This is a genomic window from Vibrio sp. 10N.239.312.C11, from assembly GCF_041466065.1.
Taxonomy (GTDB): Bacteria; Pseudomonadota; Gammaproteobacteria; order Enterobacterales; family Vibrionaceae; genus Vibrio; species Vibrio tasmaniensis_A.
In genome coordinates, this window is the sequence record NZ_JBFSRZ010000033.1 from 40,297 (window position 1) to 52,694 (window position 12,398).

Sequence of the window (12,398 nt, forward strand, 5' to 3'; positions counted from 1 at the left end):
TACAGCTAATTGACGTTGCTGTTGGGTGTATACTTCAGCCAGATTAGCTGATCACAACGCCAATACTTAGAAGAATCATGACCATGGTACAAAGTACGCCAAGCAATGGACCAATGAATTTTAGCCAAGATGAGTAAGCGACTCGCCCAATGGCTAGACCGCCCATCACCACGCCCGATGTCGGTGTCACAAGGTTTGGTAAACCAGAGGCAGATTGGTAGGCAGTGACAACCAGTTCACGGCCAACACCAGCAAAATCCGCGAGTGGGGCAAGAACTGGCATTGAGAGTACCGCAAGCCCTGAAGAAGAGGGAACGACCAAACACATCACGGCTTCGACCCAGTAGATAGCATTGATGAATGCGATTTCGTTTAACCCGCCTAATAAGCCTTCCGCGTAGTGCAAAATGGTGTGGGTTATGTTGCCGTTATCCATGACGACCACAAGGCCACGAGCAATAGCTATGATCAGGGCCACTCCCAGAAGATCGCGCGCTCCGTTTACAAAACTGTCGGTAATTTCAACTTCTGACATCCGGCCAACGAAGCCAACAAGAATGCTTGAGCCAAGAAATAGAGCGGAGAGTTCAGCCATCCACCATCCTGCTGCGGATACGCCCCACATCATAACGGCGAAAGTTAAACCGAAGATAGCCAGTACCGCTTTACGTGTGTTGTTTAGCTCTGGTGTTTCTTGCTTTTTACTGTGCAGGAAATATTCTAAGTTTGACTCTTTCTGGTGAGCGACGATTGAAAGCTCAGGGTTGTTTTTCACTTTTTCTGCATAGCGCATGACATAGATAACACAAACGATCCAACCAAGAACAAGGATCACGGCACGTAGAGCAAAGCCCTCCATAAAATTGATTTCAGCTGCGTTAGAGGCAATGACAGTCGCAAAAGGGTTAATAGTAGAGCCTAAACAGCCAATACCAGCACCAACCATGATAATAGCAACGCCAACGATACTGTCGTAACCTGCTGCGATCATTACAGGTATCAGCAGTGCGTAAAAAGGAATAGTTTCTTCCGCCATGCCGTAAACGGTACCACCCAGCGCAAACAACCCCATTAGAATAGGGATCATCCATTTCTCGCGACCTGATAGGCGTTTCATGGTTCCGGCGATGCCTGCATCAATCGCGCCGGTTTGGGTTACTACAGCCAAAAATCCACCGATAACCAATACAAATAGGGCGACGTCCACTGCACGCGCCACGTAACTACCTGGGTCATAGAAGCCTTGAATTGGTGCCATTAAAATATCGACGATACCTTGAGGGTTTGAATCAACGGTTTGATACGTACCAACCATTGGCACCATACGGCCTAGTGTCTCATTGGTTTCCATCTGGTACTGACCGGCCGGTATAACCCAAGTTAAAATGGCCATTAGTACGGTCAGTATCATCAAAATTGTGTAGGCAGAAGGGAATTTAAATTTTGTCATTACGATGTCCTTTTATTACTTATGGGGCCGAAGCCCCATTGGTCGGATTTAGCCCAAAAGCTGTTCCTTCACGTTAGCTAACGAATTCCATGATTTGTTGCGCGGACATATCGCCAAGTCCCATTTTTTTTAATGTTCTTCCAGATTCGAAATAATTGGTCTCGTTATACGCATTGTCGATGTGCAGACAAGATGTCACCATAGGTGTGTCAATACCGACCAGTTTACCGAGCTCGTAACAAGGGACGAGAAGGTAAGCGGCATCTTCCGTGATGTATCGGTTGCTGGCTGAGTTGGGTGCGCTGTTCAGTTTGCCGTGGGTTTCTGAAGTGCGGTTAACCTCATAAACACTTTCACATTTCATACCGTAAAGGGCATTCATTGCTTGAAGCTCAGGCAACAGTTGTAATCCTAGCGCTTTGCCTATGGATTGACGCTCTGACTCCATTACTGCTGCCGCTTTTGCTGTTGAAACTGAGCAGCAATCTTTGTAGTAATTGAATTGGCCATCGAAGTTTTCTAGTAAGCCAATATTGAGTGTTGTTAGTAATGGATGTCCGCCAAAGTTGATGTTTTCTAATCCGGCTTCAATGACATTACTAAGCCTTGTTAGAGGTAAAGGCATCACAGCTTGTAAGGCTGCAATAGCCTCTTCCGTGCGATCTGCAGGATAAGCGGCGACAGGAAGGTGCTCTTTCATACCTAAAATAGCGATCTCTGCAGGCCCAACAATTCGAGTTGCCCAGGGAATCGAAATTGCGTCAACAAAAGTGATATCTAAATGGGCAAACCCTTGTTCATTTTTAATTTGATTTAGCGCTAATGAGCCATAATTCCCTGGCATAAGCATGATGATTTGGCCATCACGTAAATGAGGCAGCATTTGAGTAAAGAGTGGCTCTTGCGCAAATGATGGGACCGGTAAGACGAGTAAGTCGGCATATGAGACTGTCTCTGCCAAATCGCGGCTGATTTTGTCACACGCCTGAAAGCCACTGTAAGTCAGTTCAACGTCATTAAAGCTTTCAAGTGCACAGATCCCTCCTCGTTGTTCTATGTCTGCCAGAGGATGGTCAAAACCTGGCGAGCCATAGAGGCAGACATCAGCACCTTGTAGGGTAAAGTGATAGGCCGCTGTTAATCCAGCATTACCGGAGCCAATCACAGAGACGCGCGTTTTCATAATTTCTTCCTTATTGATTTTTGTTTTTCTGGTTGAGAGCTTAAGGAAGAAGGCATATTCGTCGCCAATGACTAAGCTGGAGACTAGTATGCAAAAAAGGAATGATGAGAGGCTGGTGTTATCTCAAGGTATTGACTTTATTAGTATAAATTGATTTCACCAAAGTAGTCTGGCATCTCTGTAATTGTGAACTTACTCAGAATCATATTCACTGAGGTTTCGCATTGGCCCAATTTTGAGCTGAATATTCATCGCGTCAGCTTGTAACATGAATTGCTCAATGAACTGTTCCGCATTTCGGTGAATGGGCTTTAACGAAGGGTAGAGGATATCAAATTCAAACGGCAGGCCGAATACAAGTGGTTTCATTACGACCTTTGGGTGCTCGCTTTCCATGTAAGCGGTAAATGGGTCAGTGATCGCGATCCCGACACCTTCTCGAACTAAGGTTGCAGCGGTGCTTGCCAGTGAGACTTCGATTTGCTCAATCGTTGATAGGTCATAGCGACGTAACAATGCATCAACTCTTCTCTGAGTAATATCCTTTTCGTGGCGGATGAGCACTTGACCCGCAATATCGTAGATGTCTATGACCGAGCGTTTGGCCAGTGGCGAATCGGAGGGGATAAGACAAACGCATTCGCATTCTACTTTTTGTGCTTTTACACCCGCGAGGTGATCATCAATAAACGCAAAGCCAATGTCTGTTGTTTGACTTTGAACCCGCTGAATCACCTCTTCGGAACGATATGTTTTAAACCCGACTTTGACTTTAGGCGCTTGCTTTAAAAAGACCGCCAAGATTCTTGGCAAAAAGGCGTTTGAGAGAAGAGGCATCGCAGCAATATTCAGTGTCCCGAAATGGCGCGAGCGAATTGAATGCGCAGCGTGATCGAGACTTGATACAGCATCAAAGACTTTGGATACTTCAATATAGAAGGCTTCTCCCTCATTACTAAGCTCCAAGCGATTTCGTTTACGAGTAAAAAGTTGAAAGCCAATTCTTTGTTCTAAATTGGCTAATAGTCGACTGACGGCGGATTGACTAAGCGATAAGCGCTCTGCCGCGGCAGTGACGGTTTGACATTCAACAATGGCTTTAAAAGCATTGAGTTGGGTTAGCTTCATTACATACAGCTCTGGATACAGGAATCGATGAAATTACCAGAAGCTCTAGTGGAATACCTTGAGCTGTAATGAGTAATCAACAATTTCTTGGCAAGTTTAAAGCTCAACTAAAAGTCGTTTTAAACAGTGATGTATGAAGATGACGTGGAGTACAAACGTTTAATGGGAGAGTTTTAGATAAGCCCTTATATATTTCAAAATGTAATTTATGGTTCTGTTAACGGTCTAGTTATTGAACTAGACCGTTAACACATGGGCCTCCCGGTGGATAATCGCTACAAATTTTAAATTTTGGTTTTGCGTGCTGCAGTCACAAGTAGCTCGACCTTGAGTTCAGGGCTAGCGAGTTTCGCTTCGCCACAAGCGCGCGCAGGTGCGAACCCTTCATCAAACCATTCATCCCATACTGCATTCATTTCATTGAAATCGCTCATATCAGCTAGCCATACTGTGACCTGTAAAACATGCTGACAATCACTTCCTGCTTCAACAAGAAGGCTTTCTACTCTTGTAAGCGCTTCTCTTGTTTGCTCCGTAACGCTTGTGCCACGGACTCCGACTTGACCACATAAATATACTATGTCGTTATGGGTTACAATTTTGCTCATACGTTGATTAGTATGCAGTCTCTGTATCTTGCTCATATTTAGTATTTCCTTTGTTATACTTTTTAATAAATGAACTCTTTGCGGGGGTGAGACTTGCTAGCTCTCCAAGTTTCAATGGTTTAATAGGGTTGCGTAGTCGGTAGTAGCCTACTTTTTCCATTGAAATGCCGACTTTGTCACTAATAATATGGGCCACCGTTGAGCCGCAATGGCGTCCTTGACACGGGCCCATGCCACAACGAGTGAACGTTTTTATTTGATTAATCCCACAGGCTCCCTGATCTACGTGATCGCGGATTTGTTTTGCTGTTACTTCTTCACACCGACAAACGATCGTTTGGTCGCTGGGGGTGAGGGCTTGCTTAGGTGGGGTGTACAGCGCATCAAGAAACGGTCGTACCGATAGCTCTTTGTTTATTATTGTTTTTATGGGGTTATCGTTATTTTTAGTTATGGGATTACCGTTAAGCTCAAGATCTTGCAGAGTATTTTGTGCGACGAGTTCCCCTTGTAATTCTGCAACGAGTGCTCCTCCAATGCCCCCGCTGTCGCCAGCAACAAACACACCGTAACGTGAACTCATGTTGTTACTGTCTAACTTAGGCTTCCAGCAAACTTGTAATGAATCCCAAACATGTTCCAACCCCATAGCGCGAGTGAGTTGGACGTTAGGAATCACTCCAATATGTGCTAAGACAGTTTCACCTTTAAGTTCGACGGTTCTTCCTGAACTTTGAAAGGTTAAACCTTCTAAATGTTGGTTACCTAGTGCTTCAATGTGAGTAGCAGATGTATGACGCTTGATCCCAAGCTTATGAATTTTGGAAAGGAGCGTTAAGCCTTTGGCTATGTAATTGCGTCCTTGCCATGCATTCAACCAATATCCGGCTGCTTTAAAGTAACTTGCGCTTTGCTGAGTATCGACAATGGCCTTCGGTGTAGCGCCGGCATCGCTCATCTGTACGGCGAGTAGGTAGAGAAGGGGACCTGTTCCAACCAAGATTGCATCTTTAGGGACAATGCCTGATGTTTTCATCATGATTTGGCAAGCCCCTGCAGTCATCACCCCTGGTAGTGTCCAACCTGAGAATGGGAATGGTCTCTCAATCGCCCCCGTTGCTATGATGATTTTCTTCGCGGTCGCTTTTTGAGCTTTCCCATCGCGACTCCAATAAACCGCGTTGTCTGAATCAATTCGCCATAGCGTAGCGCCAGAGAAATAAGAGATGTTAGCTTGGTTAAAAGTTTTAACGAGTTCGGCACCTCTTAAATAATCTGGCCCAAATATATGTCCGTGTGGGTGACCTGATTCTTGTATGGCTCTATAAATTTGGCCTCCTGGACGAGCTTGTTCGTCGATAACCATGACATTTGCTCCCGCCATAGAGCATTGAACTGCTGCTGACATTCCTGCAGGCCCAGCTCCGATCACACACACATCAAAATTCATGTTTGATTGTTCCAGCATGAAACCTCCTATTACATTGTTTGTCGGCGAATTTTCATGCCGTCTTTAATCAAATTCATGCAAGCTTGAATGTTAGGTTCTCCATCGACTTCAACGCGGCACTCAAAGCAACTACCCATCATACAAAACGGTGCTCTTGGTGAGCCGGATTGAGGCGTTGTACGAGTATGATCTACCGTTGCTGCTAGCAATGCTGCAGCTATGGTATCTCCGTCATACGCCTTGTAATATTGACCTTCCCATTCAAACTGAATTGATGTTTTCTCTTTATCCGAGGCAAGTCGTTGGAATCTAGAATCTGTCTTCACTGAATACCTCCAAATCTGGTGCGTTAGTAGATTGCTCAAGCCAATGCGGTAACAAATAACTATGGACTGCGGCTAGTGTAATACCGCTGTGGCAACTCACTAGGTAAGCTCCTGGATGTGTTTTTGATTGTTGATATATTGGTAGGCCATCAGGTGAAACGATCCGAGTCGCACCCCAACTTCGAATTAGCCTGGTGTGCTCTAAAAATGGATAAACAGCAATCGCTCGCTCAGCTATAGCAGCTGTAGTTTCGATGGTGTCATTGTTGTCAAATCCAGCATTCTCCTTAGAGTCTCCTATCTGGATACCACCTTCATCTACCTGGCGAATAATACCGGAGGGGCGCTTCACCTTTTTGGGGAGCTTTTCAGTGATTAAAACTTGCCCTTTTTGAGGAGAGACTAATGCTTTGAAGTTGAGTTTTGGGCCTAATTGAGCTGCTCCTAAACCTGCAGACAAAACAACTTTGTCGCTAGAATAAATCCTCCCATCTTCTAACGTGACTTGAAACGTTCCCGACTTATCTTGGTTAATATCAGACACATTCGTTCCAGTAATTAAATTAGCACCGAGCTTTCGGATCGCGGCAGTATACGCATTGAGTAACTTCAATGGATTGACATGACCATCTTCTGCTCCGTAAATTGCACCGACGACGTCAGGGCCAATTTCGGGCTCCTCCTGTATTAGGCGTTTGCGATCCCAAATTTCATATGGATGGTCGCTATTCAATTGCTTACGTAGGTGCTCATACTGCTTAGCTTTAGCCATTAATTCTTCTTCACAGAAGTGGAAATCGTATCCCCCTTCTTGCACTAGGTTAAGCTTATGTCCGGTAACGTTTTCTAATTCTTCTGCGAGCTCTTTCCATAACTTTACAGATCGGCGAGTCCATGCTGCATAGTGAGGTGCGTCGAGCCCTTTACTCGACAACCAAACCAAGCCAAAATTGCCACGAGATGCACGATGATCGAGGTCGCCGCCATCCAGTACTGTTACCTGATGACCCGCTTTAAGAAGGCCATAAGCTAGTGCGCAACCCACAATTCCGCCACCGACAACAATATATTCCGGTTTCATAACATTCTCTTATGCTTTCGTTGAGGGGGCAGGGGTGCCCCCTTTGGTTGGTGTTTCTTAATTAAGCGCTTTGTCTAAGATTGGCTGGCTCCAATCAGAACCGATATCGTCAATAATTTGAGGCCATACTGTAGCGCGTACTTTGTTAGCTGTTTTGCTCAACTGACTTGGAGTCATTTCTATGATTGTTGCACCAGCTTCTACCAGTTTTTGTTCATTGGCTTTCTGGTCTAGTTGTGCAGCGCCCCAACGACGGTTTTCAAATTGAGCTGCGGCTGTTTTGAGAGCTGCTCTCTCTGCTTCATCGAGATCTTCTAAGCGCTCAGAATTGATCATCAGGTACCAGATTTCGAAGTGGGTATTGAGAGGAATATAGGTTTTTGTTACATCACGGAATGAAGCATAATAGCCTTCAGCTCCAGAACCAATAACACCATCAACTACACCAGTTTGTACTGCCGTAAAAGCTTCTGAAAAAGGTAGGGGTGAACCAATATAGCCGACGTTATCTGCTAATAACTGGAAACTCTTGATCGGTGGTACACGAAGCTTAATACCTTTGGTTATATCGGGATCACCAGCACCAACTGCATTACGGTTTAACGAAATTCCTCCAAAGTAAACAGGGTAGGCTGCGAGCAATGTTATATCTTGTTTAGCAAATAGCTCTTCCATTGCTTCACGTACTGGTGCATTCGAACCGTAGATACTTTGAGCTTCTTGCCAATCGTTTGCTAAGAAAGGTAATAAACCAATTTGCATTCTACGGTCGGTAGATGTGGAGGCTGGTTGCAATGCCATATCAATTGCACCAATTGAAATTCGTTCCTGTACTAACGTGTAATCACCTAAAGCGTTAGCAGCATAGACTCTTAGTTTAAGGTCGCCATCTGTCGAGGCTTTTAGATCGTTGCTTAACTGCTTGATGTCATTATCAACTACGGTACCTTGTGGGCGTACATGACTGATTTTTAGCGTTGTAGCATGTGCAGGGAAAGTACTTAGGGCGGCGGCCATAAGTGATGCCAACATAGTGACATTTTTTATTGTTTTTAATGGTTTTAACTTACTTGTTTTTAACATTGTTAATTTCCTTTTAATAACCAAACATAGTAGGGAGGTACAGAGATAATTCTGACCAAAAAGACGTAAGAATTACGACAGGTAGATACCCAAATAAAATGAGTAGCATTGCAGGCCCAACAACTTCAGAGAATTTTACGTTACCGATGCGAGCACCAAGGTATAGGATTGACGCATATGGTGGGGTTACTCCGCCCATCGCGGTATTGACTCCCATGATTGCAGCAAATTGAATTGGGCTGATGCCAATTGCCGTCATTAGTGGCAAAAGCAAAGGCGCTATAAGAATGATTGCAGTCAAATCGTTCACGACCATACCAACGACAAACAACAACAGATTAATAAAAATTAGTAATAAAAATTTGTCATCAGTAATATTGAAGATAGCTTCAACTAATTGTTGGGGGATTCCTTCTACAACAAACATTTGGCTAAGAATTAGACTGAATAAAATCATAAACATGATAGATCCAACCGCTGTTGCAGATTCTTTGCCGGATTCTAATAATGTCTTCCAACTCAATCCTTTATAGATCATAAAGCCGACTGGAACAGCATAGATAACAGCAACTGCCGCAGCTTCTGTTGGAGTCATAATGCCGCCATAAATACCACCAAGGATAATTACTGGCATCAATAAAGCAGGCACTGCGTTAAATGTTTGGCTAGAAGCTTTCTTAAACATCTCTGGTAAGCTCAGCTTGTCATCTAAAACAAGTGGGAACTTACGAGCCATAAACATATTGATTGCGGCAAAGTTGAACGTAACCAACAATCCAGGACCAAGTGTCGCGAGGAAACAAGCCAGAATTGATGTGTCAGTAACCCAACCATAAACAATCATTGTCACGCTTGGCGGAATGAGTAGACCTAATATTGACGAGTTAGCAATGAGTGCTGTCGCATAGGCTCGCGGGTAGCCTCGTTTTTCCATCTCGGGGATAAGTAGTGGCCCGATAGCTGCAATACCGGTTAATCCGCTTCCAGAAATTGCCCCGATAATCGCGCAACTAACGGAAGCTACGATACCTAGCCCACCACGTATATGACCGACAAATACGTTCACAAAACCTAACAAACTAGCAGCGATCCCGCTCCTACTCATAATGGTCCCAGCTAAAACAAATAAAGGAATGGCCAACAATACGGGGTTCATCAACTGCCCGGCTCCCCACATCATATTGCCTTTCATCGACATGTCACTGGCAATACTCATTACCATCAACGCGCCGCCGAAACAAAATGGAAGGGGTACGCCGATAGTTAGTAGTATGACCAAAACTGCGACGGCTAATAGAGCAACTTCAATCATTGTTTCACCTTATTTACGAAAGACGATGGAGTTCTAAGCTGGTTAACCAACTTTATGATATGTATGGCAATAAAAAGAGTGATCAGAAGAAGTCCGATGAATACGGAGCATTCATGATAAAAAGTAGGGATATAGAGGGTAGGGCTTTCTTTCCATACGCGCCAAGCGTACTTGACATAGTCCCACGCCCAATAAGTAAGCCAGCTTGAAATAATAAAACTTATTACTTCTCCGACTAGTGCCAAAATTGTGTGCCCGCGTTCACTTTTTATGAAAATTTCTAAGACATTTGCTCGTATCTGAGAGTTTTCTCTTGAAGCATTAACGGCCCCAAGCATATATAGCCAGATTGTAGGAATGACCATTGATTCTTCGAGTCCCATAATTGGGATCTCAAAAATATATCGTGTCACAACCTGAATAAATTGCATTAGAGCTACAGATGCAATCAAGGCCGTGAGCAAGTATCGAAATTTTTGCTCCACTGTATGTTTCCTTATTGTTGTATTTGTAATTATTTGGTTATTTTATTGGTGACAATCAATAAAAACAAATTTAAAATTACTCTAAAGTCATAAATTTAACTTATAGGGTGTCATGAGCAATCTTTCGATAAAACAATTAGAAACGTTCCGTGCCGTAATGCGTTCGGGATCGGTGACTGTGGCTGCAAAAACCTTATGCCGAACTCAACCAGCAGTGAGCTCTATGATCGTAGGTCTTGAGAAGGAGCTAGGTTTGACACTTTTTGAACGACAAAAGGGGCGTTTAATCCCCAACCCTGAAGCATATTTTTTGTTAGAAGAAACTGATGCGATTTTAGAACGTTTAACCCGTTCAACTCAGTTAATGGCAGAAGTGAAAAACCTGACTAGAGGGAAGTTACGTATTGCTTGTATGCCTGCTGCAGCATTATTTTTTATGCCGCATGTTATAGCTGAATATGTAAAGGACAGACCTGAAGTTGAAGTATCCATGATGATGCGAAGTTCTACTATTGTTCAAGACTGGATTGCATCTCAGCAGTACGATATAGGTTATTCAGAGCTGCCTAAGGACAGAGATTCATTTCATGTAGAACCTATCCAGCTTGAGGGAGTATGTGCACTACACAAGGATCATCCTTTAGCGAGTAAACCGCTCATTACTCCACAAGACTTAGATAATGTCCCCCTAGCAGCGCTGTTTACTCGTCATTCAGCAAGTGAGCACACAAGGCTGTTATTTGAAGAATACAACGCCACTTATCGACCTAGGTTTGAGCTTCAAAACTACATCTCTGGTTTTGAGTTTGTCGAACAACAGTTATGTGCTTGTATCTGTGACCCTATCAGTGCCGCTAGTTATAAACTATATAAAGGAAATCAAGGGAACGTTGTATTTCGTCCATTTGCTCCTGCTATAGCTTATGATCACGCAATACTCACACCTGCTCACAAACCAATGTCAAAGCTTGCTGAAGTCTTTGCTTTAAATATCCGACAAGCAGTAGATGAATTTGTGTCCGATATAAATGATTTCTAAAGGGCGTATATGTTGCGTCTTAATAGCCCTAAACTCCAACATCGTGGTTAGCTTGATGGTAAGTTACAGTTCAATCATCAACTTTCCTGTGGTGTTGATCATTATGAGTATTGAGACCTTCTCCTACGGGGTATTGTATTTCTATGAACCGGAAAACATTTAGTAGCTGCTATTTCTGCTATTAATAGCGACTTATAGCGACAAGTGGAGTAGTTAGATGAGGCTATCGAACAAAAAGTTTTACATGTTGGGTGATGTAGACTCTGATAGAGCTATCGCTGATAAACTAAATAAATGCCATGATTTGGGCATTTCTGTTTTCGTGAAGGTACCTGATGGCTGCAATGTATGGGCTATTGATCCAAAACTTGAGCAACTTACCGAAGCCGATGTAGTTCTGAGTGAAAGCGCTTTACTTAAGAAATTACAGCTAAATAGGTATTTTTTTTGGGGCCAAGAATTCGATCCATTCGAGGCTCCACGCATAAATACATCTGAGTTGTATTCATCGACCAAACTTTGTGATGTTGAACTTCTGGAACTAAATCCTGATGATCTAAAGAAGCTTGCGGCTTCTCACGAAGTTTCGGTTAATACGTTTAAAGGAGTATTTCTGTTTGATGGCGAAGACGATGTGAACCTATGCAGGTCAGTACCTGTATCGAAGTACGTTTTTGAAGTTGATGAGTCTCATAAGGTGGCCCTTAAAAATAAACTTTCCGTTGTTAAGTTTACTGGCGTAAAGCTGAAGTATGCGGTATGTAAGCAAGCAGCTACTATAGAGCCTAAGTTCAACGTCCCTTTGGACCACATAAAGATCCAGAATGTTGTCGCTCAGGAAGGCTATATCTTGGAAGCCGATGTTTCGAAATTGCTTTTCAATCAAGTTGATTACGAAAAGAGCATTTACCATCTAGAGCCGGAATATCACGTCTCATCATCTTTTTTGGAGTTGTCAAAAGTTGGGTTTAAAATTTACGTTAAAAAAGATCCTACTTTATCTGGCGGTGTTTCCAGCTTTATAGGAAGGCAGTGTCATAGCTTCCATACTAAGCCACTTCGTGAAGCTGGAGCTTTTTTGATAAGCCCAAAGCCGACTGGACGTGCCAAAAACAAAGGTTGTCAGTTTCCGTACTTGAAAGAAATATTTGATACTTATTGGCAAGGTGCGTTGGGTTTAACGGGGAAAGAAATAAAGCAGCGTATCGAACACGTTATGATCTGCTCCAGTCAGACTGGACACTTAGCTAAGC

At 43.5% G+C, this 12,398-nt stretch carries 12 protein-coding genes; 2 read left to right on the forward strand and 10 right to left on the reverse strand.

Annotated features, from left to right (window positions below; translation table 11 throughout):
- Positions 1 to 43: 43 nt before the first annotated feature.
- From AB6D07_RS14680 to AB6D07_RS14725, 10 genes are all read right to left on the reverse strand, one after another.
- Positions 44 to 1,450: a YfcC family protein gene (locus AB6D07_RS14680; protein WP_048611918.1), complete on the reverse strand. Its 1,407-nt coding sequence runs from the start codon at positions 1,448 to 1,450 to the stop codon at positions 44 to 46.
- A gap of 73 nt (positions 1,451 to 1,523) precedes the next feature.
- Positions 1,524 to 2,633: an NAD/NADP octopine/nopaline dehydrogenase family protein gene (locus AB6D07_RS14685; RefSeq protein WP_048611920.1), complete on the reverse strand. Its 1,110-nt coding sequence runs from the start codon at positions 2,631 to 2,633 to the stop codon at positions 1,524 to 1,526.
- A gap of 192 nt (positions 2,634 to 2,825) precedes the next feature.
- Entirely contained in the window at positions 2,826 to 3,761 is a 936-nt protein-coding gene (locus tag AB6D07_RS14690; protein WP_017065546.1) for a LysR family transcriptional regulator, read from the reverse strand.
- A gap of 284 nt (positions 3,762 to 4,045) precedes the next feature.
- Complete coding sequence (locus tag AB6D07_RS14695) at positions 4,046 to 4,405, reverse strand: RidA family protein (RefSeq protein ID WP_372091978.1); 360 nt, start codon at positions 4,403 to 4,405, stop codon at positions 4,046 to 4,048.
- Entirely contained in the window at positions 4,377 to 5,837 is a 1,461-nt protein-coding gene (locus tag AB6D07_RS14700; RefSeq protein WP_102489615.1) for an NAD(P)/FAD-dependent oxidoreductase, read from the reverse strand. The genes AB6D07_RS14695 and AB6D07_RS14700 overlap by 29 nt, the downstream gene beginning before the upstream one ends.
- Positions 5,838 to 5,848: 11 nt before the next feature.
- Positions 5,849 to 6,145, reverse strand: a complete 297-nt coding sequence (locus AB6D07_RS14705; RefSeq protein ID WP_372091980.1) for a (2Fe-2S)-binding protein — start codon at positions 6,143 to 6,145, stop codon at positions 5,849 to 5,851.
- The gene (locus AB6D07_RS14710) at positions 6,129 to 7,226 is read right to left on the reverse strand and encodes an NAD(P)/FAD-dependent oxidoreductase (protein ID WP_371696009.1); all 1,098 of its coding nucleotides are present in this window, start codon (positions 7,224 to 7,226) and stop codon (positions 6,129 to 6,131) included. The genes AB6D07_RS14705 and AB6D07_RS14710 overlap by 17 nt, the downstream gene beginning before the upstream one ends.
- Positions 7,227 to 7,283: 57 nt before the next feature.
- Positions 7,284 to 8,309, reverse strand: a complete 1,026-nt coding sequence (dctP, locus tag AB6D07_RS14715; RefSeq protein ID WP_371696008.1) for a TRAP transporter substrate-binding protein DctP — start codon at positions 8,307 to 8,309, stop codon at positions 7,284 to 7,286.
- Positions 8,310 to 8,322: 13 nt separating this feature from the next.
- A complete protein-coding gene (locus AB6D07_RS14720) occupies positions 8,323 to 9,621 on the reverse strand; it encodes a TRAP transporter large permease (RefSeq protein ID WP_372091982.1) in 1,299 nt (432 codons plus the stop codon).
- The gene (locus tag AB6D07_RS14725; RefSeq protein WP_016800854.1) at positions 9,618 to 10,106 is read right to left on the reverse strand and encodes a TRAP transporter small permease; all 489 of its coding nucleotides are present in this window, start codon (positions 10,104 to 10,106) and stop codon (positions 9,618 to 9,620) included. The genes AB6D07_RS14720 and AB6D07_RS14725 overlap by 4 nt, the downstream gene beginning before the upstream one ends.
- A gap of 112 nt (positions 10,107 to 10,218) precedes the next feature.
- Here AB6D07_RS14725 and AB6D07_RS14730 point away from each other — a divergent pair, with 112 nt between their 5' ends.
- Together AB6D07_RS14730 and AB6D07_RS14735 are read left to right on the forward strand one after the other, a co-directional pair.
- Positions 10,219 to 11,145, forward strand: a complete 927-nt coding sequence (locus AB6D07_RS14730) for a LysR substrate-binding domain-containing protein (RefSeq protein ID WP_371696006.1) — start codon at positions 10,219 to 10,221, stop codon at positions 11,143 to 11,145.
- Between the two features lie 217 nt (positions 11,146 to 11,362).
- The coding region (locus AB6D07_RS14735) for a hypothetical protein (protein ID WP_372140726.1) at positions 11,363 to 12,398 on the forward strand (1,036 nt) is incomplete at its 3' end.

Bases quoted from the DNA above. Each gene is read 5' to 3' on its own strand.
- AB6D07_RS14685 (WP_048611920.1), bottom strand. From the start codon at position 2,633: ATGAAAACGCGCGTCTCTGTGATTGGCTCCGGTAATGCTGGATTAACA.
- AB6D07_RS14710 (WP_371696009.1), bottom strand. From the start codon at position 7,226: ATGAAACCGGAATATATTGTTGTCGGTGGCGGAATTGTGGGTTGCGCA.
- AB6D07_RS14730 (WP_371696006.1), top strand. From the start codon at position 10,219: ATGAGCAATCTTTCGATAAAACAATTAGAAACGTTCCGTGCCGTAATG.
- AB6D07_RS14695 (WP_372091978.1), bottom strand. From the start codon at position 4,405: ATGAGCAAGATACAGAGACTGCATACTAATCAACGTATGAGCAAAATT.
- AB6D07_RS14690 (WP_017065546.1), bottom strand. From the start codon at position 3,761: ATGAAGCTAACCCAACTCAATGCTTTTAAAGCCATTGTTGAATGTCAA.
- dctP (WP_371696008.1), bottom strand. From the start codon at position 8,309: ATGTTAAAAACAAGTAAGTTAAAACCATTAAAAACAATAAAAAATGTC.
- AB6D07_RS14680 (WP_048611918.1), bottom strand. From the start codon at position 1,450: ATGACAAAATTTAAATTCCCTTCTGCCTACACAATTTTGATGATACTG.
- AB6D07_RS14700 (WP_102489615.1), bottom strand. From the start codon at position 5,837: ATGCTGGAACAATCAAACATGAATTTTGATGTGTGTGTGATCGGAGCT.
- AB6D07_RS14720 (WP_372091982.1), bottom strand. From the start codon at position 9,621: ATGATTGAAGTTGCTCTATTAGCCGTCGCAGTTTTGGTCATACTACTA.